Here is a 25,764-nt window from a genome sequence, read left to right as displayed (position 1 = left end):
GAAGGGTGGTGGGCCGTGTACTGGGCCCCACGCAGCGTTAACAACACGTGAACAGCCCCGCTCGAGATTCGAGAAGAGAACCCCCATGGACTTCCTGCGCCCCGCAAGCTGGGAGGAGGCGCTCGCCGCAAAGGCCGAGCACCCCACAGCTGTGCCCATCGCGGGCGGCACCGACGTGATGGTCGAGATCAATTTCGACCACCGCCGGCCCGACGTGATGCTGGACCTGAACCGGATCGGTGAGCTGCAGGAGTGGGAGGTGACCGAGGAGACCGTCCGCCTGGGTGCCTCGGTCCCGTACACCCGGATCATGGAGCACCTGCGCACCGAGCTGCCCGGTCTGGCGCTCGCCGCCCACACCGTCGGCTCCCCGCAGATCCGCAACCGCGGCAGCGTCGGCGGCAACCTCGGTGCCGCCTCCCCGGCCGGCGACTCGCACCCGGCCCTGCTGGCCGCGGGCGCCGAGGTCGAGGCCGTCTCCGTCCGCGGTACCCGGCTGATCCCGGTCGAGGAGTTCTACACCGGCGTGAAGCGGAACTCGCTCGCCGCCGATGAACTGATCCGCGCCGTGCACATCAAGAAGGCCGACGGGCCGCAGCAGTTCTCCAAGGTCGGCACCCGCAACGCGATGGTCATCGCGGTCTGCGCGTTCGGCCTGGCGCTGCACCCCGAGACGAGGACGGTCAAGACCGGCATCGGCTCGGCCGCTCCCACCCCGCTCCGCGCCCGCGTCGCCGAGGACTTCCTCACCGCCGCGCTCGAAGAGGGCGGTTTCTGGGAGAACGGCAAGATCATCCCGCCGGCCGTGGCGCGGCAGTTCGCGGAGCTGGTCTCCGGGGCCGCCAACCCCATCGACGACGTACGCGGCACCGCCTCGTACCGCCGTCACGCGCTGGGCGTCATGGCCCGCCGCACGCTCGGCTGGACCTGGGACGAGTACCGTGGGAACGAGAGGACGCAGTCATGCGCGTGACCTTCAATGTCAACGGCCGCCCGCAGGAGGCCGACGACGTCTGGGAAGGCGAGAGCCTTCTCTACGTCCTCCGCGAGCGCATGGGACTCCCGGGCTCGAAGAACGCCTGTGAGCAGGGCGAGTGCGGCTCCTGCACGGTCCGCCTCGACGGTGTTCCGGTGTGTGCGTGCCTGGTGGCCGCCGCTCAGGTCCAGGACCGCGACGTCGTGACCGTGGAGGGCCTGGCGGACTACGCCAAGGACCGCGCGGCCGGCCGCTGCGGTACCGGCGCCTGCGGCACCCCCCTCGGCGAGGCCCAGAAGTGGGCCGCCAAGCCGGCCGACGGGCAGACCGGTGAGAGCACCGAGGCCGGGGACCTGTCCCCGATCCAGGAAGCGTTCATCGACGCCGGCGCCGTGCAGTGCGGTTTCTGCACCCCCGGCCTCCTCGTCGCGGCCGACGAGCTGCTGGAGCGCAACCCGTCCCCGTCCGACCAGGACATCCGCGAGGCCCTCTCGGGCAACCTGTGCCGCTGCACCGGCTACGAGAAGATCCTCGACGCGGTCCGCCTCGCGGCAGCGCGCGGCGCGTCCGTCACAGCCGGAGAGGGCGTCTGATCATGGGCGTTACCCGCAATCCCACGAACATCACCCAGGGCAGCAAGACCAAGGGCGGCCTCGGCGAGTCCACGCTGCGCCCGGACGGCACCCTGAAGGTCACCGGTGAGTTCGCGTACTCCTCGGACATGTGGCACGAGGACATGCTGTGGGGCTTCACGCTCCGCAGCCCGCACGCCCACGCCAAGATCCTCTCGATCGACACCGGCGAGGCGCTCGCCACCTCCGGCGTCTACGCCGTCATGACCCATGACGACCTGCCCGCCTTCACCAAGTACGGGCTGGAGTACAAGGACACCCCGGTCCTGGCCGACGGCGTCGTGCGCTACCACGGTGAGCCGATCGCCATCATCGCCGCCGACCACCCGGAGACCGCCCGCCGCGCGGCCGCCAAGATCAAGGTCGAGTTCGAGCTGCTGCCGCTGGTCATCGACGAGGAGACGGCGCTCGCGGACGGCGCGCCGATCCTGCACCCGAACCGCGACGACCACCACGCGGACCACGTCACGCACCCGAACATCGTGCACCGCCAGCCGATCATCCGCGGCGACGCGAACGAGGCGGCCAAACGCGCCGACATCGTCATCAGCGGTGAGTACGAGGTCGGCATGCAGGACCAGGCCTTCCTCGGCCCGGAGTCCGGCCTGGCCGTGCCCGCCGAGGACGGCGGCGTCGACCTGTACATCGCCACCCAGTGGCTGCACTCGGACCTCGGCCAGCTCAGCCCGGTCCTCGGTCTGCCCGAGGACAAGATCCGTATGACGCTGTCCGGCGTCGGCGGTGCGTTCGGCGGCCGCGAGGACCTGTCGATGCAGGCCCACGCGTGCCTGCTGGCGCTCCGCACCGGCAAGCCGGTCAAGATCGTCTACAACCGCTTCGAGTCCTTCTTCGGCCATGTGCACCGCCACCCGGCGAAGCTCTGGTACGAGCACGGCGTCACCAGCGAAGGCAAGATCACGCACATGAAGTGCCGGATCGTGCTGGACGGCGGCGCCTACGCATCGGCCTCCCCGGCCGTCGTCGGCAACGCCTCCTCGCTGGCGGTCGGCCCGTACGTGATCGACGACGTCGAGATCGAGGCCGTCGCGCTCTACACCAACAACCCGCCCTGCGGCGCGATGCGCGGTTTCGGCGCCGTCCAGGCGTGCTTCGCCTACGAGGCGCAGATGGACAAGCTCGCCGCCGCGCTCGGCATGGACGCGGTCGAGTTCCGCCAGCTCAACGCGATGAGCCAGGGCACGATCATGCCGACCGGCCAGAAGGTCGACTCCCCGGCCCCGGTCGCCGAACTGCTGCGCCGCGTCAAGGCGCTGCCGATGCCGCCCGAGCAGCAGTGGCTGGCCGGTGACGCGGAAGGCCGGTCCATCGACATCCGTGACCTGCCCGGCGCCCTGTCGAACACCACCCACGGCGAGGGTGTCGTGCGCGGGGTCGGCTACGCGGTCGGCATCAAGAACGTCGGCTTCTCCGAGGGCTTCGACGACTACTCCACCGCGCGCGTGCGGCTGGAGGTCATCAACGGCGAACCGGTCGCCATGGTGCACACCGCGATGGCCGAGGTCGGCCAGGGCGGCGTCACCGTGCACGCCCAGATCGCCCGCACCGAGCTGGGCGTCACGCAGGTGACGATCCACCCCGCCGACACACAGGTCGGCTCCGCCGGCTCCACGTCCGCCTCCCGGCAGACGTACGTGACCGGTGGCGCGGTGAAGAACTCCTGCGAGGCCGTCCGCGAGAAGGTCCTGGAACTCGGCCGCGCGAAGTTCGGCACCTACCACCCCGCGTGGGCCACCGCCGAACTCCTCCTCGAGGGCGGCAAGGTCGTCACCGACGGCGGCGAGGTGCTCGCCGATCTGGTGGACGTCATCGAGGGCGAGACCATCGACCTCGAGCTGGAGTGGCGGCACCGCCCGACCCAGGCGTTCGACCTGGTCACCGGGCAGGGCGACGGCCACGTCCAGTACTCGTTCTGCGCCCACCGCGCGGTCGTCGAGGTCGACACCGAACTGGGCCTGGTCAAGGTCATCGAGCTGGCCGCGGCCCAGGACGTCGGCAAGGCGCTCAACCCGCTGTCGGTCGTCGGCCAGATCCAGGGCGGCACCACCCAGGGCCTCGGCCTGGCCGTCATGGAAGAGATCATCGTCGACAAGAACGCGAAGGTACGGAACCCGTCCTTCACCGACTACCTGATCCCCACCATCCTCGACACGCCGACCATCCCGGTCGACGTGCTGGAACTCGCGGACGAGCACGCCCCGTACGGGCTCCGCGGCATCGGTGAGGCCCCGACGCTCTCCTCCACGCCCGCCGTCGTCGCCGCCATCCGCGCCGCGACCGGCCTGGCACTCAAGCGCGTACCGGTCAGGCCCGAACACCTCACCGGCACGTGACGACCTCCGGACGGGGTGGGGGAATGACGATCCCCGCCCCGTCCGGGGCCACCCAGGCGCCACCACTCGGCCTCCGTGGCAACGGCATCCGACCGGACCGGCCGCACCCGCGGCCGCCGGACGGACACCGTCCCGGCCCCTGCCCGGCTTCCGCCGCGCGCACCGGCCAAACCGTTTCATCCCGTTCGCCTCGGGCCGTCCCCCGGGTCGTGCAGCCATAGCAGCATCCCAAAATCCGCACACCATGTGCGGGTGTCCCATTGAACCTTGGGAGTCGGCACCATGACCCAAACCCCTGTAGAGCTGAAGACCACGGCGGAGGACGCGGGCGCGGGCTCGCGCCCGCCGGCCGGACGGTCCTGGCTCGACCGGTACTTCCACATCTCCGAGAGAGAGTCGACGATTCCCCGCGAGGTCCGCGGCGGCATCACGACCTTCATGGCGATGTGCTACATCCTGCTGCTCAACCCGCTCCTGCTGTCCGGCCCGGACGCCAGCGGTCACAAGCTCAGCCATGCGGGACTGATCACCGCGACGGCCCTCGCCGCGGCGGTCTCCACCCTGCTGATGGGATTCCTCGGCAAGGTACCGCTCGCACTCGCCGCGGGACTGAGCGTCTCCGGCGTGCTGGCCACCCAGGTGGCCCCCAACATGACCTGGCCGCAGGCCATGGGCATGTGTGTGATCTACGGCGCCATCATCGTGCTGCTGGTGGTCACCGGGCTCCGCGAGATCGTCATGAACGCGATACCGCTGGCCCTGAAGCACGGCATCACCATCGGCATCGGGATGTTCATCGCCCTCATCGGCCTGGTGAACGCCGGATTCGTCGGCAAGGGTGACGCGAAGGGCACCGCCCCGGTCGCCCTGGGCGTCGGCGGACAGCTCTCCGGCTGGCCGGTCCTGCTCTTCTGCGTCACGCTGCTCCTGATCTTCATGCTGCAGGCCCGCAACATCCCCGGCGCGATCCTGATCGGCATCGTCGTCGGCACGATCCTCTCGGTCGTGGTCAACTCCGTCGGCGGCCTGACCGACAAGGACTGGGGCGGTGCGGCCCCGAAGCTGAACGGCAGCGCGGTCTCCATGCCCGACTTCGGGCTCTTCGGACACGTCGAGTTCGGCGGCTGGGGATCCATCGGCGGTATGACCGTCGGCGTCATCGTCTTCACCCTGGTGCTGGCCGGCTTCTTCGACGCGATGGCCACCATCATCGGCGTCGGCACCGAGGCCAAGCTCGCCGACGAGCAGGGCCGGATGCCCGGCCTCAGCAAGGCACTGTTCATCGACGGTGCGGGTGGTGCGATCGGCGGCGTCGCAGGTGCCTCCGGCCAGACGGTCTTCATCGAGTCGGCCACCGGAGTCGGCGAGGGCGCCCGTACGGGTCTGTCCAGCGTCGTCACCGGTCTGCTCTTCGCGGCCGGCCTGTTCTTCACCCCGCTGGCCCAGATCGTCCCGGGCCAGGTCGCGGCGGCGGCGCTGGTCGTCATCGGCGCGATGATGATGAGCAACGCCCGGCACGTCGACTGGTCGGACCGCTCGGTCTCGGTCCCGGTCTTCCTGACCGTGGTCCTCATGCCCTTCACGTACTCCATCACCGCAGGTGTCGCCGCGGGCGTCATCTCCTACACCGCCATCAAGGCGGCGCAGGGCAAGTGGCGTGAGCCCGGCATCTTCATGTGGGTGCTCACGGCGGTGTTCTTCGTCTTCTTCGCTCTCCACCCCATCGAGAGCTGGCTCGGCGTCAAGTAGAGGAGCTGTTCACCATGCTGGACATCGCTGACGAGCTGCACCGCTGGTGCCGCCAGGGGCGTCCGTTCGCCGTCGCGACCGTGGTCGCGGTGGGCGGAAGTGCGCCCCGGCAGCCCGGTGCCGCGCTCGCCGTCGATTCCGACGGCACCGCGATCGGCAGCGTGTCCGGAGGGTGCGTCGAAGGAGCTGTCTACGAGCTCTGCAAGGAAGCGCTGGAGTCAGGGGACTCGGCGGAGCCCGTGCTCCAGCGCTTCGGATACTCGGACGACGATGCGTTCGCCGTGGGACTCACCTGCGGCGGCGTCATAGACATCTTCGTCCAGCGAGTGGACCCCGGCGTGCGGCCGGAGTTCACGGCGGCCCTGGCCGCCGCCGCAGCGGGAGAGACGGCCGCGGTGGCCAGGATCGTCGAGGGACCGGCCGGGCTGCTCGGCCGGGCCCTGGCCCTGCGGGCCGACGGACGGTACGAGGGCAGCCTCGGCGACCCCGAGCGGGACCGCACGGCGGCGGCCGAGGCCCACGCCCTGCTGGAAGCGGGCCGGACCGGCACCATCGGGATCGGCGCGGACGGCAGCCGCTGCGGCGAACCGCTCACGCTGCTCGTCGAGTCCAGCGTGCCGGCGCCCCGCATGATCGTCTTCGGCGCGATCGACTTCGCCGGCGCCGTCGTCAAGGTCGGCAAGTTCCTCGGCTACGAGGTGACGCTCTGCGACGCGCGCCCCGTCTTCGCCACCCGCGCGCGCTTCCCGGAGGCCGACGAGGTCATCGTCGACTGGCCGCACCGCTACCTCGACGAGACCACCGCCGCGGGACGCGTCGACGGCCGCACGGTCATCTGCGTACTGACCCACGACGCCAAGTTCGACGTACCGCTGCTGGAGCGGGCCCTGAAGCTTCCCATCGCCTTCGTCGGCGCCATGGGCTCACGCCGCACCCACCTGGACCGCCTCGAGCGGCTGCGGGAGGTCGGCGTCACCGAACTCGAACTGGCCAGGCTGCGCTCGCCGATCGGCCTCGACCTCGGCGCGCGGACGCCTGAGGAGACCGCGCTGTCCATCGCCGCGGAGATCGTCGCCCACCGGCGCGGCGGCAGCGGCGTACCGCTGACGGGCGCGCACACGCCGATCCACCACGAGGCCGAACCCCCGATAGCCCGGCGGGTCGGCTCCTCCGCGGCATAGCTCCTGCTCGTGTCGTCGTTGAGGACCGGAACCGTCCGCAAGGCGTCGTAGCGTAGGCGGTATGCCGACGACGACTCTGGACCGCCGTACGCTCAACCGCGCTCTGCTGGAGCGCCAACTCCTCCTGGAGCGGGCGAAGGTGCCCGCGATCGAGGTGATCGAGCGGCTGCTCGGCATGCAGTCCCAGGCGTCCAACGCCCCGTACATCGGCCTGTGGACCCGGCTGCGGGACTTCTCCTTCGACGAGCTGGCGCAGCTGATGAAGGACCGTGGCGCGGTGCGGCTGACGCTCATGCGCGGCACCGTGCACCTGGTGAGCGCGGCGGACGCGCTGCTCCTGCGGCCCCTGCTGCAGCCGGTGTTCGACCGGATGGTCAGGAGCGCGGCCTGGGGAGGCGCGGCGCTGCGCGACGTGGACCGCGACGAGCTGGTGGCCGCCGGCCGCGAACTCCTCGCCGAGCGCCCGCGCAACCCCCGTGAGCTGCGCGAGCTGCTCGCCGTCCGCTGGCCCGGCGTCGAGCCCGACGCGCTGGAGAAGGCGCTGCGTCTGTGGGCCCCGCTGGTGCAGCTGCCGCCGCGCGGGCTGTGGGGAGAGAGCGGGCAGCCCACCTACGCCACCGTCGAGGAGTATCTCGGCGCGCCGCTCGCCGACCCCGACCCCGGGCCCGTCGTCGAGCGCTACCTGGCGGCGTTCGGTCCCGCGACCGTCGCCGACATCCAGAAGTGGTCGGGACTGACCGGGCTGCGCTCGGTCGTGGCGGGCTTGGACCTTCGTCCATACCGTGACGAGGACGGCCGGGAGCTCCACGATCTGCCCGGCGCGGTGCTCCCCGACCCGGACGTCCCCGTACCGGCCCGCTTCGTCGCCGACTTCGACAACCTGCTGCTGTCGCACGCCGACCGGACCCGGATCCTCGCCGACGAGTACCGGAAGCGGGTGATGACGGTCAACGGCATCATCCGCGGCACGATCCTGGTCGACGGCTTCGTCGGCGGCACCTGGCGGTTCGATCGTACGAAGGCCGGCGCCGTGGTGAGCGTCACGCCCTTCGTACGGCTGACGGCCGGCGACCGCGACGCCCTCATGGCGGAGGGCGCGCGGCTGCTGGCCGTCAGCGATCCGTCGGCGGAGACCCACGAGGTCCGGATCGAACCCGCGGGCTGACGGTGCCGCCGCTCCGGCGGGTTCAGCCCGCCGGGACGGTGTCCACCTGGGTGACATGGGCCGCCCGGTAGGCGGCCACCTGGGCCTGCACCTGGGCCGGACTCAGCACCTGGTCCTTGGCGAAGTACACGTAGTCGACCTTCTGGTTGTACGAGCGCGGCGTGCTGCCGGTCTGTCCCGCGAGGTCGATGAGCCAGTGGTTGAAGTCGATGAACATCGGCGTCTCCGGCAGATACGGCTCGCCGTGCGTCCCGAACAGCTGCCCGTCGATGTAGTACTTGATGTTCGTGTTGTCGACGGTGACGATCAGGTCGTGCCAGCCGTCGTAGCTCTGCCGGCTCTCGGTGTGGGTGTTGACCGCGTTCCAGGGGTCGTTCTGGTAGGTCTCCCAGGACGTGGTGTACATGATGTTGCCGGTCTCGCCCCAGCCGCCGTTGGGCAGGTACTCGAAGTCCAGCTCCCCGTAGTCGGGGTCCATGTCGTGCGCGAGCGGTGTGAAGGCGAAGAACGTCTGGTTGACGTGGTCCCCGTCCGGGCCGGTGGCGGGGGTGTCGTTGAACTTCACGCGGGCCGCGTACGTCCCGTTGCGGAACTTGCGCGCGGTGGTCTGGATCTCGGTCTCCTTGGTGCCGGCGGCCGTTCCGTCGGTGGTGAGCTTGAGGTTCATGATGCTGTTGCCGTTCTCCGGCGCGAAGGTGACGTCCTGCGGCGACCAGGTGGCCCCCGGGACACCGGGCCCGCCCTGCCCCGACTTCACGGTCCAGCCGTGCTGCTGCACCAGCGGGTCGCTGCTGCTGGTGTAGTTGAAGTCGTCGAAGAGCGCCGGGCCGTTCTGGTTCGGCGGTGTGGTGGGGGGCGTCGTCGGCGGGTCGGTCGGCGGCTGCGTGGGGTCGTTGCCGTCGGGCGCGGTGCCCCACAGAACCGTCCCGCCGCGCTGCACGGTGACCTTCGACCAGTTGGCGTACGACGTCTGGGCGCCGTTGAACGAGTAGTCGTCGCTCTGCCGGAGCGTCGCCCAGGTGGACCGGTAGAACCGCAGCTGCATGTCGCTGGTGTCGGCGCCGGGCGTGAGCGAGCCGGCGCCCGAAGTGAAGCCGATCTCCAGATAGCGGTCGGCGGTGGCGGTGGGGTGCGCCAGGGTGCCGAACGTGCCGGTGATGTTGGCACAGCCGCGCACCGCCCAGGAACAGGCGAAGCGGTACGAGGAGTCGGCGGTGTCGGCCTTGAAGTAGTAGCGCACCGTCACACCGCTGAGCGGCACGGTCGTGCTGCCGGTGTTGGTGACCTTCAGCCACGGTTCCGACTGGTCGGCGGTGGCCCCGGTCGCGCTGGTGCGGTACTGCGCGCTGAGCGAGTCCTGGGCGGCCGAGGCGGGCATGGCCGTCAGCGCGGCGCAGGCCAGCCCGGCGGAGGTGCACAGGGCCATCGCCGTACGCACGCGGACGGGTATACGTGATCTTGCGGACACGGTGAATCCCTTTCCAGGTGGGGGTGTCGCAGGGGGAAGTGCTGGAAGGAACTACTGCTGGTGCGACTGCGGGTGGTGCGCGGTGGAACATCTGTGGGGGAGGCGCACGGCGGTGCCGGGACGGGTGTCAGCGTGGGTGCCGAGCGCCGCGAGCCGGGCCTCGTGGTGGCGCATGGCGGGGAGGAAGTCGGTGGTCCAGTCGCTGCGGGGGTTCCACGCGCTGTCGGCGAGGGCCGACAGCCGGGGGAAGGCGAGGTACTCGACCTGCGCGGGCGTGGCGGCGAACTCCGTCCACAACTGCCCCTGCGTGCCCAGCACCCGGGCGGCCGCCGCCGGCTCCCAGTCCTGCGGCGCGGGATCGTTGCCGTGCACGGCCCGCAGATCGACGACGGCGCCGGCCTGCCCGAAGGGCTCGCCCGGCCGGTCGGTCTGCGGGTAGTCGAGATACGTGGAGCGGTACGGCGCCATCACGACGTCATGGCCCCGCCGGGCGGCGGCCAGCCCGTGGCCCGAGTCCCGCCACGGCATGACGGTGAACTCCGGCGGCAGCACTCCGCCGTCCTCCGCCCAGCACACCGGCTTGCGGCCCTCGCGCAGCAGGAAGTCGCCGATCCGCCCGAGGAACCAGCCGTGCAGCGCCTTCGGCCCCGCCAGCCGCTCGGCCACGGCCCGCTGCCGCGCCCGTGGGCTGTCCTCCCATTCGACGGTGGGGCACTCGTCGCCGCCGATGTGGATGTACGGGGACGGGAAGACGTCCAGGACCTCGCCGAGCACCGCGCGGCAGAACTCCAGCACCTCGTCGTGCACGCCCAGGACGTTCTCGCACACCCCCCACTCGGTCCACACGTCCAGCTGCCGGCCGGGGACGTTCCCCAGGTGCGGATAGGCGGCGAGCGCCGCCCGGGCGTGACCCGGCATCTCGATCTCGGGGACGACGGTCACCCCCCGCTCGGCCGCGTAGCCGACGAGCGTGCGCAGCTGGGCGGCGGTGTAGACACCGCCGTGCGGAGTGTCGTCGTAGCTGGCGCTGCCGGCCCGGCCGGTCATGCTGCGGGCCCGGTGGCCGCCGGTCTCGGTCAGCAGCGGATACCCGGGTACCGGCATCCGCCAGCCCTGGTCGTCGGTGAGGTGCAGATGCAGGACGTTGAGCTTGTGGAAGGCGAGCAGGTCCACGAAACGCCGCAGGAACGACACCGGCTGGAAGTGCCGGGCGACGTCGAGCATCGCCCCGCGCCAGGGGTACCGCGGCACATCGGTGGCCTGGACGCACGGCAGCCGCCACGGCACCCCGGTGACCGGCACCGCCGACAGCGCCTCGGGCGGCAGCAGTTGGCGGATCGTCTGAACGCCGTTCAGCAGCCCGGCCGGCTGCGCCGCCCGCAGCAGGATCGCGTCCGGGCCGACGGTCAGCCCGTAGCCCTCCGCGCCCAGCCCGCCGAGCTGCGGGTCCAGGGCGAGGATGACGTTGCCGTCGGGGGAGGAGCGGAGCGGGAGCCCGGTGGCGGGGCCCAGCAGGGTGCGCAGCAGCCGGGCGGCGCCCTCCGCGCCCTCGGTGACCCGGACGGTGGTGTCGGTGGTGAAGGTGAAGTGGCCCGGGATACGGACCAGATGACTGGGGTGGGGAATGATCACAGCTCGGCCTCCAGGCCCGGACGGACATCGGGGCAGCTCTCGCACGGCGTCTCCCGCATGACGCGTCACCCCTTGACCGCACCGGCGGTCATCCCGGAGGTGACCCGGTTCTGCAGGGCGAGGAAGACCACGAGGACGGGGAGCATGAAGAGTGAGGAGGCGGCCATCGTGGCGCCCCAGTCGGTGCCGAAGACGTTGCTGAACGAGGAGAGCCACACCGGCAGCGTCCTGGCATCCTGGTTCTTGATGATCAGCGTGTTGGCGAACGCGAACTCGTTCCAGGCCGTGATGAACCCGAACAGCGAGGTGGACAGCAGCCCGGGGGCGAGCAGCGGGAACGTCACCCGGCGGAACGCCTGCGGCCGGGTGCAGCCGTCCACCTGGGCCGCCTCCTCCAGCTCCACCGGTATCGCGGCGAGGAACCCGCGCAGCGTCACGATGGTGAACGGCAGCGTGGTCATGAAGTAGACCAGGGTGAGCATCGACAGCTTGTCGAGCATGTCGGTGTCCCGGGCGATGACGTACATCGGGATCAGCAGCGCCTCCCAGGGCGCCATCTGCGCGGTGAACACCATCAGGATGAACGCCCGCCTGCCGCGCCAGCGCATCCGGCCGACCGCGAAGGCGGCCAGCAGCGCGACGGCCAGCGAGAGCAGCACCGCGCCGAGGGTGACGGTGAGGCTGTTGCGCCAGAAGGTGCCGAAGCCGTCGGCGTGCACGGCGGTGGAGAAGTGGTCGAGGGTGAGGTGCCGGGGCCAGAACGACGGGGTGTCGGCCTGGATGTCCACGGTCGGCTTGAAGGCGGTCAGCACCATCCAGTAGACGGGGAAGACCGACACCGCCACGACGGACAGCGCGGCGAGGTTGAGCGGGACCTTGCGCAGCGACCGGGTCACAGGGCCGCTCCTTCCTGCTGGAACATCCGGCGCAGATTGAGGACGAGCGCCACGAGCAGGATCAGCACGGTGAGCGTGGAGACCGCCGAGCCGACGTCGTACTTGTGGAGCGACTGCGCGATCTGGAAGGCGTAGACGGGCAGGGTGGTGGTCGCCCCGTTCGGGCCGCCTTCGCTGATCACCCAGATCTGGGCGAAGCACTTGAAGCACCAGATCACTTCGAGCGAGGTGATCAGGGCGAACAGCTGCCGCAGCATGGGGAAGGTGACGTGGCGGAAGACCTGGAAGCCGCCGGCGCCGTCCAGCCGGGCCGACTCGTACAGCTCGGCGGAGATCGTGGTGAGCCCGCCGTAGAGGGTCAGCGCGGCGAACGGCACCGACTGCCAGACGACCAGGGTGACCAGGATGAAGAAGGTCGAGTTCCCGTCGGCGAACCAGGAGTAGTCGCGGTAGGAGTCGAACCCGAGCTCCACCAGGACCCAGTTGACCACTCCGAAGCGGGACTGGAAGAGCCACTGGAAGATGGTGGTGGCGGCGATCACCGGCGTCGCCCAGGTCAGCACGAGGGCGCTCATCACGGCCAGCCGCATCCGCTTGCCGAGCCGCGCCAGCATCAGGGCGACCAGGGTGCCGATCAGCATGATGAGGACGACATTGAGCGCGGTCCACCACAGGGTGCGGCGGACCACCGTCCAGAACTCGGGGTCGTTGAGCACCTCCGAGTAGTTGTCGAATCCGACGAAGGTGGCGCCGCCGCGGATCAGTTCGCCCAGCCGGAAGTGCTGGAAGGACATCACGGTGTTGCGGATCAGCGGGTAGAGCAGGAGGAAGGCCGTGCCCACCAGGGTGGGAGCGATCAACAGATACGGCCAGACGGCGCCGAGCACGGGCCGCCGGCGGCGGCGGAGGGCCGGGGGCGGATCCACGGAGGCCTGTTGAGGGGGGCGCCGACGGGCGGCGGGGGGTGCAGCGGGCACGGCACTTCTCCTGTTGTCCTGTTGGGGTCCGACTCGTCAGGCGGGGGCGGCCACGCGGGCCCGCGCGGACCGCTCCCCGTTCAGGAAGCGGTGTTCAGCGCTTTGGTGATGGCCTCGGACGCGGTACGGGCGGCCGTGGCCGGGTCCGCTCCGGTGAGGTACTGCGTCATGTACTGCTTGATGGGGTTGTTCGCCTCGACAGCCGCCCAGTTGGGGGAGTTGGGGGTGCCGTGGCCGTTGGCCGCGCCGACCGCCATCACCGCGCCGCCCTCGTTGCCCGCCAGCACACCGGCCAGCGACGTCCTGTTGGGGACGTAGCTCATCTCCTTGGCCATGTCCGTCTGCCACTTCTCGCCGGCCAGCGCCTTGACGACCTCGTAGGCCGCGTCCTGGTGCTGCGACGCCTCCGGGATGATGAGGTCGGAGCCGCCGGTGAAGACCGCGCCGGGCTTGTCGGCCGTCTTGCCGGGGATCGGGAAGAAGCCGATCTTGTCCTTCATCGCCGGGTTGGCCTTGATGATCGCGGCCGCGCCACCGGGGACGGAGATGATCTGCGCACTCTTGCCCTTGGCGAAGACCTCCGCCTGCAGCGGCTTGGCCTCGTCGGAGTCCTTCGGGCCCTTGCCCAGCGCCTGGAGCTTCTTGTAGAACGCCATCCCGGCCTGCGCCTGGGGCGTGTCGAGGGTGCCCTTCCACTTGTCGCCGTCCTTGACGGCGAACTCACCGCCCTCGTCCCAGACGAAGCCGGCCAGCGCGTACCAGGTCTGCCCCGTCAGATAGATCCCGTCGTTGCCACCGGTGTTGAGCTTGGTGGTGTCGGCGATCCACTCGTCGCGCGTCTTGGGCGGGGTGGTGATGCCGGCCTGGGTGAAGAGGTCCTTGTTGTAGACCACCACACGGTTGGCGGCGTACCAGGGGATGCCGAACTGCTTGCCGTCGATCTTGCCGGGCTCGGCCAGGCCCGGTATCCAGTCCGCGCCCTTGAGGTCGGCGACCTTCCCGGTCAGATCCTTGACCCCGCCGCTGGCGGCGTACTGCGCGACCTGGGTGTTGCCGACCTCGATGACGTCCGGCGCGTCCTTGCTGGCCAGAGCGCTGGTGATCTTCGCGCCGATACCGTCCCACTCCTGGATCTGGATCTTCAGGGTGGTACCGGAGTGGGTCGTCTCGAAATCCGTCTTGAACCGCTGGAGGAAGGGATCGGAAACGCTGCCCTTCATGATCCACACGGTGAGCTCGGCGGGGCTCTTGCCGTCGCCTGCGGTGTCCGACGAGTCGGAGGAGGAACTACAGGCGCTCAGGCCGGCTACGGCGATCGCGAGCGCCGCGGTGCCTGCAAGGAGTCTGGTTCTCACGGGGTCTGTCACCTCGAATAGGAGCGGCGGAACTTACCACTTCACAACTGGTCTGGTGCTGGTTGGAGAAGGTGGCATAGACCAGTGCTGCCGTCAAGAGGTCGTGCAGGCAAAGGCCTGACCCCCGGATTCCCCCGGATCACCGGTACCGGCCGCAACTGGTCCGCCTACGTGACGCGGGCCGGCCTGGCGTACTGGTCAGGATCTGGATAGCCTTCAGGGGAGGTACTGGACAGGACGCAGACAGAACGCTGCCCGGACGCGCCGGGGCGGACCCCGGACGGCACGAAGGAGTCAGGTATGGGAAGCGAGTCGCCACGGTCGGCGCTCAAGCGCGAACGGGTGCGCGACTACCTGTTGGAGCTCGTCGAATCCCATGTGCCCGGCGACCCGATCCCCTCCGAGCGGACCCTGTGCGAGCAGCTGTCGGTCTCCCGCCCGACGCTGCGCTCCGCCGTCGACGAACTGGTCAACACCGGGCTGATCGTCCGCGAGCACGGGCGCGGGATGTTCGTCGCGCCCGCCAAGATCACCCAGGAGCTGGTGGCGGACGAGCACTCGTTCTCGCTGCCGAAGGCCGACGGCACCTGGTCCAGCAAGGTCCTGGAGCTGACCACCGTCCAGGCCGGTGCCAGGGTGGGCCGCAAGCTGCACATCTCACCCGCGGCCGAGATCACCTACATCGCCCGGCTCCGGCTCGTCGACGGCGAGCCGATGGCCATCGAGTACCTGCACGTGCCCGCCCTGCTCGTGCCGGGTCTGCGGCCGGCGGACATGGAGTCCGGGGACTTCTACCGGTTCCTGCGCGACAAGCACCGGGTGCGGGTCCACGAGGCGGTCCAGTCCATCGAGCCGACCGTCACCAACGAGGTCGAGGCCCGGCTGCTGGGCGTGCCGCTGCTTTCCCCGGCCCTGCTCTTCGAACGTCTCACCAAGGACGAGACCGGCCGCCCGGTCGAGTACGTCCACTCGCTCTACCGCGGTGACCGCTACCGGATCGTCTCCCGGCTCGCTCTCGGCGAGGCCGGGGCTCCGGGGCCGGACGCGGCCGTCCGGCACCACCCCGGCATCCCGCCGGGCGATCTGGCGGGCCGCGGCGACGTCCCCTCCTCGATGGTGGGCGACGTTCAGCCCGCGGTGTGAGCGCGGGTCGTTGCGGGGGTGGTGGACGCGGCCGTCGTCAGCACAGGGCGACGGCGACGGCCTCCGGGTCCCGCACCCGGCGGGCGGTGAGCAGTGGGTCGACGGTCACCGTGGTGGCGCCCAGCGGCGCCGACAGCGCCCGGACCGCGGGCTCGGAGAGCCGGATCCACGCCTGCCCGGCGCCCATGACCGACCGCAGCCGCTGCTCGCTGGTGAAGGCGACGGCCGTCCTCGAACCGAGCGGCGTACGGCACAGCCGCAGCGCGAAACCGGCGGGTCCGCGCCGTACGGGTACGTACAGCGGGCCCGCCGGGAGATCGTTCCCGGGCTCTTCTGCGCGGCTGCGCGGCATTGCGGTCCTCCGGGGGAGCGGACGGGTGGTTCCGGCGCCGGGGCGGCCGGGCGGGGCGGGGGCATCGGTGCGGATGCCGCCCCGACGTTCCCGACGGTATCGCCCCCACGGTGCGCACTCACCTCGCGAACCGGTCGTCGATGCCCGGTTGACCCTGAACCGGGGGGAATTGACACGGGGCCGCCATCCGCCGGCCGGCCACCGGTCAGCGGTAGTTCAGCTCGGCCAGTTCGGTGGCCGGCCGGGTACGGAAGGCCGGGATGCGGCTGACGACCGGCAGGGCCAGGTTGCGCGCCGTGCGGAGCACGCGGCTCCGGGTGGTGGCGATCCGGGTCGTCCGGCCGGTGAACGCCACGACCCGCTCGGCGACCGGGCGGCGCCGCGCCTCGTAGTCGTCCAGCCGGTCCTCCGCGATGGCCCGGCCGAGCGGGCCGCCGCCCGCATGCGCGACATCTTCGCCCGGCAGGTGGCCCCCGCCCTCGCCCCGGCGTTGGCCCCCGTGGGCCCCGACACCGCCCGCCGGGCGGGCCTGGTCTCCGCCCAGCTCCTCGGCCTCGCCCTCACCCGCTACCTCCTGCGCCTGCCCGCCGTCGCCGCCCTCACCCCGGACGAGATCGAGACCGCCTACACGCCGGCGATCGCCGGCGTCCTGGGGCTCGGCTGAGCCCGGCGGATAATCCGTTGCCCTGGCGGTCGGCGCCCGGCACAGTGGTGGCATCACCAACGAGGCGAGAGGGGAGCGCACGATGAACGTCCAGGCCGGTCTGTCGCAGGCGTATCAGCGCTCTTCCAGTACCCCTTCCCAGCAGGGGAGCCCCGGGCAGGCCACGTAGTCATCGGTGACGGATGTCGCCGGGCCGCCCGCGGGAATTCCCGCCAGGGCGGCTTTTTCGTGGCCGCCCGTCTGCTGTGTCCTTGCAGCTGGGAGAGTTGGCCGAGTGGTAAGGCAGCGGCTTGCTAAGCCGTAGTCGGGTGCGAGCCCGCGCGCGTTCGATCCGCGCACTCTCCGCGTACGTCCTGCAGTTCATGGAGGAGCCAGCCGAAAGGCGGCGCCGGCCGCGGTCTCGAAAACCGTTGGGGTGCGCAAGCATCCGTGTGGGTTCGACCCCCACCTCCTCCGTCCCGGGCGAACTGGGAATCGGTGATCCCAAGGGCCTGTAAAGCCCCCGCTTCGGCTGTGGAGGTTCGAATCCTCCTTCGCCCACCCGGAACGACGCACGCGGAACGACGCACGCCACTGCGGCGCGCCACGGTTACGAGGCCGGGGCGCGCCGTCAGCGTTTGATGGTGTGGCCGCCGATGCCCATCAGCCGGCCGGGGCCGCGGACACCGTCCTCGTACCACCAGAAGCTGAGACCGATGGCGGCGACGATGAAGCCGCCGATCGAGCCGAGGGTGAGGAGTCCGCTGACGCCCTCGCCGGGCTCGCCGGGGTGCTCGCCGCCGAGGTGGTGGATGGCCAGGACCGAGACGAGCATCGAGGCGATGCCCGCCAGCGTGGTGAGCAGCCACGCCCAGCGCCGGGCCCTGGTCGCGGGGATGCTGAAGACCGTGTACGTGAGCGACGTACGGCAGGTCTCACAGGCGAGGGTGCGCGACTGGCAGCCCTTCGAGGGCCGTTCGACGGGAATCTCGAAGGTCGCCGGCCGGTGCTGTGTGTAGTTGCTGTTACGTTCGGACGAGAGCAGATGTGTGTACCGGGACTGGGGATATTGTCCTAATTGGCGCTTGCCCACCGCAGCTCCTTGACGTCTGGTACTGCGGGCCACAGTAAGCGCCAACATGCCTGTGGCATAGGGAAGTTGACGATTGAAGTACGCGGCGGGCGAGGTATGGGCGGACACGCGAGGTATCGGCCCGGGACCCGCTACGCCCGGCCTTCGGAAGCCTTCGCGAGCGGCGCCTCGCTCCGGCCCCGAGCGTCCCGCCCGGACCGGGGATACGCGCCGAGCGCGAGCAGCAGCGGAGGCGCGGCCGCCAGCAGGAAGCACAGCGGTAGCGGCAGCCGGTCGACGAGGAGCCCGGCGGTGCCGGAGCCCAGCGAGGAGCCCGCGTTGACACCCGTGTTGACCCAGGCGGTGGCGCGGGTGGCGGTCCCCGGCGGGGCGAGTTCGTCGGCCGCGAGGTACGCGGTCGCCATGGTGGGGGAGACGACGGTGCCGGCGGCGGCGATGCCGAGGGCGAAGAGGACGACGGTCGGGGCGGCGCCGGTGAGGGCGAAGAGCAGGGCGAGGGCGGCGAGCAGATACGGCAGCCGGCCGGCCGCCGGGCGCCGCCAGGCGATCCGGCCGTAGAGGAGCCCACCGATCGCGCTGCCCGCCGCGTGCGCGGCGAGGATCCAGCCGGCGGCGGAGGCGCGGTCGTGGTGGTCGGTGAAGGCGACGACGTACAACTCCAGGGCGCCCAGGCAGCAGCCGAGCCCGGCCGCCGCGTACGCCGCCTTGCGGACCCCCGCCGACCGCAGCCGCGCGGCCGGGACGGAGGGCTCGCGCGCGGTGAGCAGCTTCGCGGCCGGGGACGCCGCCAGGGCGAGAGTGCCGATGAGGACCAGGCCGGCGGACAGGGCGAGGCCGAGCGCGGGGCGGACGGCGACGGCGATCAGCGGGCCGGTCATGAACAGGCCCTCCTCCGCCACCGTGTCCAGGCTGAACGCCCGCTGCAGCAGGCGCCTGTCCGGAACGAGGGCGCTCCACAGCGCCCGCATGGTCGGGCCGAGCGGCGGGGTGAGGGTGCCCGCGGCCGCCGACAGGAAGGTGAGCAGCCAGAGCGGGGCACCCGGCCGCCAGGTGGCCAGGCAGAGCGCGGTCAGCGCCACCGCGTACGGGGTGGCGAGGGCGGGCAGGGCGCGCCGTGCCCCCCAGCGGTCGATGAGTCCGGCACGGGCCGGGCCGAGGACGACGCTGGTCGCGGCGAAGACCGTGGTGATCATGCCGGCGACGGCGTACGAGCCGGTCGCCGCGGCGAGCGAGAGCAGCAGGGAGAGGGAGACGATCCCGTAGGAGAGCCGGCCCAACAGGGCGGCGGCGAAGGTGCGGCGGGCATGGGGGACCCGCAGGACGGCGGCGTAGGACGCCGCCGGGCGTGGCGAAGACATGGGTTTTGTTCCTCAGGCAGAGGCGGGCAGGCCGGCGCGAAGGGCGGGCTGCGGCCTAGGCACGAGAGGTGAGGAACATGCGCGCGAGTGTAGCGCACGGCGGGCGCCGGGACCATGGCGCCCACCGCGCGGGAAGGCGGTGGCGGGCGCCATGGTCCGGTCCTGCGGAGCGTCCCGTGACCGTTATGGCTGGGTGAGTTCCAGCCGGTCCACGTTGGGTCCGCCGTTCGCGGTGGTCGCGGTCGCGCGGACGGTGTTCGCGCCGGCCTTGAGGGTGACCGTCAGGGACGCGCTCTGCCAGGTGTTCCAGTCGCCGGTCCCGCCGAACGGATGCCCGGTGGAGACCGCCGTGCGGTTGACGGCGATGTCCATCGGCCGGCCGGTCGTCGTCCCGTTCGCGTAGCGGAGCGTGAGTGTGGCGGGCCCCGCCTGCGCGGCGGTCACCGACCACTGGACGTAACTTCCGGTCACGTTGTCGTAGTTGACGAAACCGGTGCCGGTGTAGCCGGTGTGGTTGGACTCCACCGCGCCCTGCGCGACGGCGGCGTCCTCGGCCTGGTACCAGCCGTCCGGCTGCGTTCCGGCACGGGAGACCCGGTAGACGACGGTGGCGTGCGACGGCACGGACGCGCTGATCGCGCCGGTCGTGGAGCGGGTGGCCTTGGACCAGAGGTCCTTGAGCGTGTACGAGGGCGAGCCGCCGAGGCCGATCGCCGAGGCGGTGGTGGAGACCGTCGCCGTGGCGCCGGTCTCGTTGAGCAGCGCCACCGCCCGGTCGCCGTTGGCGAGCTGCTTGCTGTAGACGGCCAGGCCGCCGGTGGCGGAGACGATGGTGGCCTGCTTGCCCAACGGGTCCTGGTCCAGGGCGATGACGTCGGTGTTCTTCAGGATGGCCTGGGTGGCGGCCGACGCCGAGCGGACATCGCTGCCGATCAGCAGCGGCGCCGACATCATGGCCCACAGGCTGAAGTGGGTGCGGTACTCGGTGGCGGTCATACCGCCGTTGCCGACCTCGAGCATGTCGGGGTCGTTCCAGTGGCCCGGCCCCGCGTACGCGGCGAGATCGTCATTGGTGTGCACCCTGCTGATCATGCTCGACCAGTTGTCGCTGATGTCGCCGGTGGTGCGCCAGAGGTTGCCGACGTCGGCGCCCCAGGTCCACACCTTGGGGTCGGTGCGGCCCCACTCGCAGATGCTGTAGACGATCGGCCGGCCGGACTTCTTGAGCGCGTCGCGCATCGCCTTGTAGCGCTGCTGCGCGTCGACGCCCTGGTTGTTGCAGTTGTCGTACTTGAGGTAGTCCACGCCCCAGGAAGCGAACAGGTCGGCGTCCTGCTGCTCGTGGCCGAGCCCGCCGGGGAAGCCGCCGGTGCCGTTGCAGGTCTTGGTGCCCGCGCTGGTGTAGAGCCCGAACTTGAGGCCCTTGGCATGCACGTAGTCGGCGACGGACTTGATGCCGTGCGGGAAGCGGGTGTGCTCCGGCACGAGGTTGCCGCTCGCGTCACGGGTCTTCTCGGCCCAGCAGTCGTCGATGTTGACGTACTGGTAGCCCACGTCCTTGAGGCCGAGCGATACGAAGCTGTCGGCGACGCCCTTGACCATCGCCTCGTTGAAGGTGGCGCTGCACTGAGTGGTGTTCCAGTTGTTGAAGCCCATCGGTGGCGTGCGGGCCAGGCCGTTCTCCAGGGCGAGCGCGGGGGCGGCGGGGGCGAGGGCGGTGAACGTTCCGGCGGCGGCGATGGTCGCGGTGGCCAGTACGGAGCAGAGCAGGCGGTGCGGTCTCACGGCATCCTCCTCGGGTCGGCACCGGAAAGGTAGGAGCCTGCCGAGTAATCGTCAAGAACCTTTACAGATAGCAGATCGGATGAATACGCTCCGATTGATGGCGCTGCTGCCTGCTGTAGCAGTACTGCTGTCACACGCGCACCAACTGATCGGATCTATCCACGCGAGGACATCACGACAGGAAGGACGGTGCACAGCCATGGCCGACACGACGGAACAGACCCCGGCTCAGGGGGAGCGACCGGAGAGCCCGGCGGTCTGGAGTACGCCCGAGTACACGGTCGTCGAGACCGCGCTCGAAGTGACCGCCTACTCGCTCGCCACTCGCTGAGTCCGCCGCCGTGCTGCTGCGGGTACTCGGTACCGCGGCGGGCGGCGGCGTCCCCCAGTGGAACTGCGCGTGCCCCGGGTGCTCCGGGGCACGCCGCCACCCGGGGTGGCGCCGCCGCCACGCGTCGCTCGCGGTCCGCGCGGCCACCGGCCGCTGGTACATCGTCAACGCGACCCCCGACATCGGCGATCAGATCGAGGACTGCCCGGAGCTGCGCCCCGGACCCGGCGCGCGGCAGTCGCCGGTCGCCGGACTCGTCCTCACCGACGCCGAACTCGACCACACCCTCGGCCTCGCCCGGCTCCGTGGGGCCGGCGGACTGCAGGTGGTGTCGACCGCGCCCGTACGACGGGCCCTCCTGACGAAGCTGCGCCTGGGCGAGGTGCTCACGCCGTACACCGCTCTGGAATGGCGGGAGTTGGGGACCGGCGCGGAGCCGCTGGCCGCCGGCTCGGACGTGGACATCGATGCCATCCCGGTGTCCGGGAAGCGGCCGCGCTACGCCGCCGACAGTGCTCCCGACGCCGCCTGGGTCGTCGCGCTCCGGCTGCGCGACCGCGCCACCGGCGCCTCCGCCGTCTACGCCCCCGCCCTCGCCGACTGGCCCGACGCTCTCCAGCGGGCCGCCGCCGCAGCCGACTGCGTCATCGTCGACGGCACCTTCTGGGACGACGAGGAGCCCCGCCGCACCGGTATCTCGGAGCGCACCGCCACCGGCATGGGACATCTGCCGATCGACGGCCCGCACGGCACCTCGGAACGCCTCGCCGGCCTGCCGGGACGCCGCCTGTACACCCACCTCAACAACACCAACCCCCTCGTGGATCCGGCCGCGCCGCAGCACAAGCTGCTGGCCGGGCTGGGCATCGAGGTGGCCTCCGACGGGATGGTGATCGAGCTATGACGTCAGCGCCCACGACAGCAGCGGGGCCGCCCGCAACGCCCACGGACTCCGCCATCGACGCCGGGCCCTGGAGCCCGGCCGCATTCGAGGCACGGCTGCGCGCGGTGGGGGAGGAGCGGTACCACGACCGCCACCCCTTCAACCTGCGGATGCACGAAGGAAAGCTCAGCCAGGACGAGTTGCGCCGTTGGATCGCCAACCGCTTCCACTACCAGCGGCACATCCCCGTCAAGGACGCCCTGATCACGGCGAAGTTCGACACCCCCGCACTGCGGCGGATGTGGCTGCGCCGTATCCAGGACCACGACGGCGCGCGGGACGGCGAGGGCGGCATCGAACGCTGGCTCCGCCTCGGCGAGGCCGCGGGACTCGACCGTGAGGAACTGCTCTCCGGCGCCACGGTGCTGCCCGGGGTACGCCTCGCGGTCGACGGGTACGTCAACTTCTGCCGGCTGCGCCCAGCGCTCGAAGCCGTCGCGGCCTCGCTCACCGAACTGTCCGCCCCCGACCTGATGCGCACCCGCATCGACGCCTTCGAACGGCACTACCGCTGGATCGAACCGGACGGGCTGCACTACTTCCGCACCCGCGTCACACAGGGCCGCCGGGACAGCGGGGAGGCGCTCGATCTGGTGTTGCGCTGGGCCCGCACCCGGGACGACCAGGAGCGCGCGGTGGCCGCGCTCGGCTTCAAGTGCGATGTGCTGTGGGCACTGCTCGACGCCGTGGACCACGCATGACGACCGCCACGAGCGACGACTGGCGTCCCGCCCTGGCCCCCGCCATCCTGCTGCGCCGCGACCGGGTCCGCTCGACGGACCTGCTGGTGCTGCCCGAGCGGGTCGTCGTGCTGAGCGGCCGGGCGGGCGCCATCGTCCGGCTCTGCGACGGCGGCCACAGCGTTCCGCAGATCGTCGGTGAACTCTCCGCATGCTTCCCCGGCGCACCCGTGGCCACGGACGTACCCGTATTCCTCGACCGGCTGCGGGCGGAGGGCTGGCTGCGATGACCACCCCTGCCGTCCCCGCCGGATCCGGGACGTCCGAACCCGAGGTGCCGCGCCCCTGGGCGCTGCTCGCCGAACTCACCCACGCCTGTCCGCTGCACTGCCCTTACTGCTCCAACCCCCTGGAACTGAAGGCCCGTTCGCAGGAGCTGGCGACCGGGGACTGGCAGGACCTGATGCGCCAGGCCGGTGACTTCGGCGTCGTGCACACCCACCTGTCCGGCGGCGAGCCGCTGCTGCGGCCCGATCTGGAGGAGATCGTCACCGCCGCCGAATCCGCCGGTATCTACACGCAGTTGGTCACCAGCGGCACCGGCCTCGACCAGGCCCGGCTCGGCGCGCTGACCGCGGCCGGGCTGCGCAGCGTCCAGCTGTCCGTGCAGCACGCGGACCCCGCGGCCTCGGACCGGATCGCCGGCAGACGCTCCTTCGCCGCGAAGGAACGGGCGGCCGCGCTGGTACGCGCCGCCGGACTGCCGCTCGGCCTGAACGTCGTTCTGCACCGCGACAACCTGGACGCCCTGGACGCCATCGTCGAACTGGGCCTGGCCTGGGGTGTCGACCGGATCGAACTCGCCAACGCCCAGTTCTACGGGTGGGGCCTGCTCAACCGTGCCGCGCTGCTGCCCGCCCACGAGCAGCTGGCTGTCGCGCGGGACGCGGTCGACCGGTGGCGTACCCGGCTCGGCGGCCACCCCGACCTGGTGTGGGTGGTGCCCGACTACTTCGACGGCGTCGCCAAACCCTGTATGGGCGGTTGGGGCGCGGTCTCACTGACCGTCTCTCCCGACGGCACCGTCCTGCCGTGCCCGGCCGCCGCCACGCTGCCCGGCCTGGACGCGCCGAACATCCGTGACCACACCCTGGAGTGGATCTGGGACCGGTCCCCGGCCTTCAACCGCTACCGGGGCACCGCGTGGATGAGCGACACCTGCCGCTCCTGCTCCCGCCGGGACGAGGACTTCGGCGGGTGCCGGTGCCAGGCCTTCGCCCTGACGGGCGACGCCGCCCGCACGGATCCGGCCTGTGGTCTCTCCCCGGACCACGGCCTGGTCCGCGCGTTCGCCCGGGAGGGCGGAGCCGACGGACCGCTCCCGTACGTCTACCGGTATCCCGGGCGGGCGGCGACGGGACAGCCCGATCGCGAGGGGGTCAGTCGGTCCGGCCGGTGACCGCGACCGTGACGCCGAGGCCGATCATCGCCAGCCCGCCGGTGCCGCCGATCGCCGCCAGCCGGCGCGGGGAGCGCGCGAACCAGGTGCGGGCGGCGGAGGCGGTGAGGGCCCAGAGACTGTCGAAGACCAGCGCGGTCAGGCTGAACACCATGCCCAGGATCAGCAGCTGCAGATGGATCCGGCCCGCGGACTGGTCCACGAACTGCGGGAGCACGGCGGCGAAGAACACCATTGTCTTGGGGTTCGTCACACCGACCACGAACCCCTCCCACAGGGTCCGCAGCCCGCCGTGGGCGGCGGTGCCGGGGACGTTCTGCTCCATCGTCAGGTCACCGCGGTGCCGCAGCGCCTTCACCCCGAGGAACACCAGATACCCGGCGCCGCCCAGCTTCAGTGCCAGGAACACCGCCGCGGAGCCCGCCACGAGCGAGCCGAGCCCGAGCGACACCGCCACGACCAGGACGTAGGAGCCCACCGTGTTGCCGAGCACGCTCTCCAGGGCCGTGCGGCGGCCGTGCGCGAGGGCCCGGCCGAGGACGAACAGCACGCTGGGGCCCGGTATCAGAACCAGCAGCAGGGACATCGCGGCGAAGGCCAGCAGGCGGTCGGTCGGGACCATCACCATCACCTCCGTGGCCGTCAGGGCAGCATCCCTGCCCGGCGCGCGGACACTACCGCCTCCAGCCGGGTGTGAGCACCCAGTTTTCGCATCGCGGAGCGCAGATAGCTCTTGACGGTCTCCGGCCGCAGTCCAAGCCGCCGCGCGGCGGCCGCGTTCGTCGCGCCCGAGGACACCGCGGCGAGCACATCGATCTCACGCGGTGCCAGCGGCGGGACCGGCACCGCCGGTCGCGGCAGTGGATCGAGGCCCGCGTCGTCCCGCCCCGCCGCCCCCGACGCGGCGGCGATCCGCCCGCAGGCGGTCAGCAGCGCCTGCCGCAGCCGGGGGTCGGTGATCCGCGGGGCGAGGGCGCGCAGCTCGCCGTGCGCCTCGCGGACCTCCTCCCAGGCCCGGGGGTCGACGGAGACCGGCTGGTGGAAGACGGCCAGCAGCCGGTGGGCCTCGTCGCGGACCGCGAGGGACTGCTCCAGCTCCCGCGCCGCGTCCACGGCGGCCGTCAGCGGGCGGTCGCCGAGCGTCATGGGCTGGCGCAGCGCACCGTACAGCACCCCGCGGACCCTGCTGCGGACGACCACCGGCACCGCCAGGACCGACCGCAGACCCTCGGCCGCGACGGCCTGGTCGTACTCATGGCTGATCACCCGCGACGCGTGGTAATCGGTGACGGCGAACGGCCGGGCCATGGCGATGGTCTTGCCGCCCAGACCGTTGCCCGGGGTGATCGCCAGGGTGCGCAGGGCGGACGTCTCCGTGCCCGAGAGCTCCGAGATCCGCAGCTGCCGGCCGCCCGACAGCAGCCCCCCGAAGGCGACCGGCAGTCCGCCGGACCGCCGCATGCGCAGCAGGGCCGCCCGTACGTCAACGGCTTCGCCGGATTCGGTCACGGTCACTCCTTCAGCCCGACACCCCCGTCCGGGGGTGGTGAGACCCGGGTCACTGGATGGACGATGCTACTCAGCGGTCAGGCACT

The 25,764-nt window shown here is 71.3% G+C and carries 25 protein-coding genes and 3 tRNA genes; 16 read left to right on the top strand and 12 right to left on the bottom strand.

Going from position 1 to position 25,764, the window contains the following annotated elements; translation table 11 throughout:
* The first annotated feature begins 85 nt into the window (after nucleotides 1–85).
* The 6 genes from O3W51_RS13090 to O3W51_RS13065 all read left to right on the top strand — a co-directional run bounded on the left by O3W51_RS13090 (nucleotide 86) and on the right by O3W51_RS13065 (nucleotide 8,054).
* On the top strand, nucleotides 86–973 hold the full coding sequence (locus O3W51_RS13090; RefSeq protein ID WP_138358062.1) for an FAD binding domain-containing protein: 888 nt from the start codon (nucleotides 86–88) through the stop codon (nucleotides 971–973).
* Nucleotides 964–1,569, top strand: a complete 606-nt coding sequence (locus O3W51_RS13085) for a (2Fe-2S)-binding protein (protein WP_138358064.1) — start codon at nucleotides 964–966, stop codon at nucleotides 1,567–1,569. The genes O3W51_RS13090 and O3W51_RS13085 overlap by 10 nt, the downstream gene beginning before the upstream one ends.
* A 2-nt stretch (nucleotides 1,570–1,571) precedes the next feature.
* Nucleotides 1,572–3,959, top strand: a complete 2,388-nt coding sequence (locus tag O3W51_RS13080; protein ID WP_187145053.1) for a xanthine dehydrogenase family protein molybdopterin-binding subunit — start codon at nucleotides 1,572–1,574, stop codon at nucleotides 3,957–3,959.
* 282 nt (nucleotides 3,960–4,241) lie between these two features.
* A complete protein-coding gene (locus tag O3W51_RS13075; protein ID WP_138358066.1) occupies nucleotides 4,242–5,708 on the top strand; it encodes an NCS2 family permease in 1,467 nt (488 codons plus the stop codon).
* A 14-nt stretch (nucleotides 5,709–5,722) separates the two neighbouring features.
* Entirely contained in the window at nucleotides 5,723–6,889 is a 1,167-nt protein-coding gene (locus tag O3W51_RS13070; RefSeq protein WP_138358068.1) for an XdhC family protein, read from the top strand.
* A 61-nt stretch (nucleotides 6,890–6,950) separates the two neighbouring features.
* Nucleotides 6,951–8,054 (top strand): winged helix DNA-binding domain-containing protein, encoded by a 1,104-nt coding sequence (locus O3W51_RS13065; protein ID WP_138358070.1) that lies wholly within the window; start codon nucleotides 6,951–6,953, stop codon nucleotides 8,052–8,054.
* Nucleotides 8,055–8,076: 22 nt separating this feature from the next.
* On the opposite strand, the gene O3W51_RS13060 is transcribed toward O3W51_RS13065, so the two are convergent.
* From O3W51_RS13060 to O3W51_RS13040, 5 genes are all read right to left on the bottom strand, one after another.
* On the bottom strand, nucleotides 8,077–9,480 hold the full coding sequence (locus O3W51_RS13060; protein WP_138358084.1) for a cellulose binding domain-containing protein: 1,404 nt from the start codon (nucleotides 9,478–9,480) through the stop codon (nucleotides 8,077–8,079).
* A 93-nt stretch (nucleotides 9,481–9,573) separates the two neighbouring features.
* Entirely contained in the window at nucleotides 9,574–11,154 is a 1,581-nt protein-coding gene (locus O3W51_RS13055; RefSeq protein ID WP_138358072.1) for a beta-N-acetylhexosaminidase, read from the bottom strand.
* 65 nt (nucleotides 11,155–11,219) lie between these two features.
* Complete coding sequence (locus O3W51_RS13050) at nucleotides 11,220–12,050, bottom strand: carbohydrate ABC transporter permease (protein WP_138358074.1); 831 nt, start codon at nucleotides 12,048–12,050, stop codon at nucleotides 11,220–11,222.
* Nucleotides 12,047–13,027 (bottom strand): carbohydrate ABC transporter permease, encoded by a 981-nt coding sequence (locus O3W51_RS13045; RefSeq protein ID WP_381586134.1) that lies wholly within the window; start codon nucleotides 13,025–13,027, stop codon nucleotides 12,047–12,049. Before O3W51_RS13045 ends, O3W51_RS13050 begins: the two co-directional genes overlap by 4 nt.
* A gap of 80 nt (nucleotides 13,028–13,107) precedes the next feature.
* A complete protein-coding gene (locus O3W51_RS13040) occupies nucleotides 13,108–14,382 on the bottom strand; it encodes an extracellular solute-binding protein (RefSeq protein WP_198357941.1) in 1,275 nt (424 codons plus the stop codon).
* 300 nt (nucleotides 14,383–14,682) lie between these two features.
* Here O3W51_RS13040 and O3W51_RS13035 point away from each other — a divergent pair, with 300 nt between their 5' ends.
* Nucleotides 14,683–15,525, top strand: a complete 843-nt coding sequence (locus O3W51_RS13035) for a GntR family transcriptional regulator (protein ID WP_138358078.1) — start codon at nucleotides 14,683–14,685, stop codon at nucleotides 15,523–15,525.
* A 37-nt stretch (nucleotides 15,526–15,562) separates the two neighbouring features.
* On the opposite strand, the gene O3W51_RS13030 is transcribed toward O3W51_RS13035, so the two are convergent.
* Nucleotides 15,563–15,877 carry an SAV_915 family protein gene (locus O3W51_RS13030; RefSeq protein ID WP_138358080.1) on the bottom strand — a complete coding sequence of 105 codons (315 nt, stop codon included), beginning with the start codon at nucleotides 15,875–15,877 and terminating at the stop codon, nucleotides 15,563–15,565.
* A 205-nt stretch (nucleotides 15,878–16,082) separates the two neighbouring features.
* Nucleotides 16,083–16,232 (bottom strand): hypothetical protein, encoded by a 150-nt coding sequence (locus O3W51_RS13025; protein ID WP_232485434.1) that lies wholly within the window; start codon nucleotides 16,230–16,232, stop codon nucleotides 16,083–16,085.
* Nucleotides 16,233–16,319: 87 nt separating this feature from the next.
* Here O3W51_RS13025 and O3W51_RS13020 point away from each other — a divergent pair, with 87 nt between their 5' ends.
* From O3W51_RS13020 to O3W51_RS13005, 4 genes are all read left to right on the top strand, one after another.
* Nucleotides 16,320–16,541 (top strand): TetR/AcrR family transcriptional regulator, encoded by a 222-nt coding sequence (locus tag O3W51_RS13020; protein WP_269285827.1) that lies wholly within the window; start codon nucleotides 16,320–16,322, stop codon nucleotides 16,539–16,541.
* A gap of 260 nt (nucleotides 16,542–16,801) precedes the next feature.
* Nucleotides 16,802–16,886 (top strand) — tRNA-Ser (locus O3W51_RS13015).
* 19 nt (nucleotides 16,887–16,905) lie between these two features.
* Nucleotides 16,906–16,997: transfer RNA gene (locus O3W51_RS13010), tRNA-Ser, on the top strand.
* 4 nt (nucleotides 16,998–17,001) lie between these two features.
* Nucleotides 17,002–17,081: transfer RNA gene (locus O3W51_RS13005), tRNA-Tyr, on the top strand.
* A 70-nt stretch (nucleotides 17,082–17,151) separates the two neighbouring features.
* On the opposite strand, the gene O3W51_RS13000 is transcribed toward O3W51_RS13005, so the two are convergent.
* The 3 genes from O3W51_RS13000 to O3W51_RS12990 form a co-directional block, all read right to left on the bottom strand.
* Entirely contained in the window at nucleotides 17,152–17,613 is a 462-nt protein-coding gene (locus O3W51_RS13000; protein WP_138357437.1) for a hypothetical protein, read from the bottom strand.
* Between the two features lie 131 nt (nucleotides 17,614–17,744).
* Nucleotides 17,745–18,971, bottom strand: coding sequence for an MFS transporter (locus O3W51_RS12995; protein ID WP_198357939.1), 1,227 nt, complete (start codon nucleotides 18,969–18,971; stop codon nucleotides 17,745–17,747).
* 183 nt (nucleotides 18,972–19,154) lie between these two features.
* On the bottom strand, nucleotides 19,155–20,756 hold the full coding sequence (locus O3W51_RS12990; RefSeq protein WP_443048279.1) for a carbohydrate-binding protein: 1,602 nt from the start codon (nucleotides 20,754–20,756) through the stop codon (nucleotides 19,155–19,157).
* 199 nt (nucleotides 20,757–20,955) lie between these two features.
* Here O3W51_RS12990 and pqqA point away from each other — a divergent pair, with 199 nt between their 5' ends.
* The 5 genes from pqqA to pqqE are packed head-to-tail and all read left to right on the top strand — an operon-like array spanning nucleotide 20,956 to nucleotide 24,169.
* Nucleotides 20,956–21,087 (top strand): pyrroloquinoline quinone precursor peptide PqqA, encoded by a 132-nt coding sequence (gene pqqA, locus O3W51_RS12985; protein WP_138357438.1) that lies wholly within the window; start codon nucleotides 20,956–20,958, stop codon nucleotides 21,085–21,087.
* Between the two features lie 10 nt (nucleotides 21,088–21,097).
* Nucleotides 21,098–21,991 carry a pyrroloquinoline quinone biosynthesis protein PqqB gene (pqqB, locus tag O3W51_RS12980; protein ID WP_269285823.1) on the top strand — a complete coding sequence of 298 codons (894 nt, stop codon included), beginning with the start codon at nucleotides 21,098–21,100 and terminating at the stop codon, nucleotides 21,989–21,991.
* Nucleotides 21,988–22,731 carry a pyrroloquinoline-quinone synthase PqqC gene (gene pqqC, locus O3W51_RS12975; RefSeq protein ID WP_138357440.1) on the top strand — a complete coding sequence of 248 codons (744 nt, stop codon included), beginning with the start codon at nucleotides 21,988–21,990 and terminating at the stop codon, nucleotides 22,729–22,731. The genes pqqB and pqqC overlap by 4 nt, the downstream gene beginning before the upstream one ends.
* Nucleotides 22,728–23,000 (top strand): pyrroloquinoline quinone biosynthesis peptide chaperone PqqD, encoded by a 273-nt coding sequence (gene pqqD / locus O3W51_RS12970; RefSeq protein WP_138357441.1) that lies wholly within the window; start codon nucleotides 22,728–22,730, stop codon nucleotides 22,998–23,000. Before pqqC ends, pqqD begins: the two co-directional genes overlap by 4 nt.
* Nucleotides 22,997–24,169: a pyrroloquinoline quinone biosynthesis protein PqqE gene (pqqE, locus tag O3W51_RS12965; RefSeq protein ID WP_138357442.1), complete on the top strand. Its 1,173-nt coding sequence runs from the start codon at nucleotides 22,997–22,999 to the stop codon at nucleotides 24,167–24,169. Before pqqD ends, pqqE begins: the two co-directional genes overlap by 4 nt.
* Here pqqE and O3W51_RS12960 read toward each other — a convergent pair.
* Together O3W51_RS12960 and O3W51_RS12955 are read right to left on the bottom strand one after the other, a co-directional pair.
* On the bottom strand, nucleotides 24,150–24,791 hold the full coding sequence (locus O3W51_RS12960) for a LysE family translocator (RefSeq protein ID WP_138357443.1): 642 nt from the start codon (nucleotides 24,789–24,791) through the stop codon (nucleotides 24,150–24,152). The genes pqqE and O3W51_RS12960 overlap by 20 nt on opposite strands.
* Nucleotides 24,792–24,811: 20 nt before the next feature.
* A complete protein-coding gene (locus tag O3W51_RS12955) occupies nucleotides 24,812–25,678 on the bottom strand; it encodes a helix-turn-helix transcriptional regulator (RefSeq protein WP_244809497.1) in 867 nt (288 codons plus the stop codon).
* Nucleotides 25,679–25,764 lie beyond the last annotated feature (86 nt).

Origin of the sequence: Streptomyces sp. H39-C1 (assembly GCF_027158125.1) — a bacterium.
Taxonomy (GTDB): Bacteria; Actinomycetota; Actinomycetes; order Streptomycetales; family Streptomycetaceae; genus Actinacidiphila; species Actinacidiphila fildesensis.
Note: the sequence above shows the minus strand (reverse complement) of the source record. Positions and strands in the feature narration are given on the sequence as shown.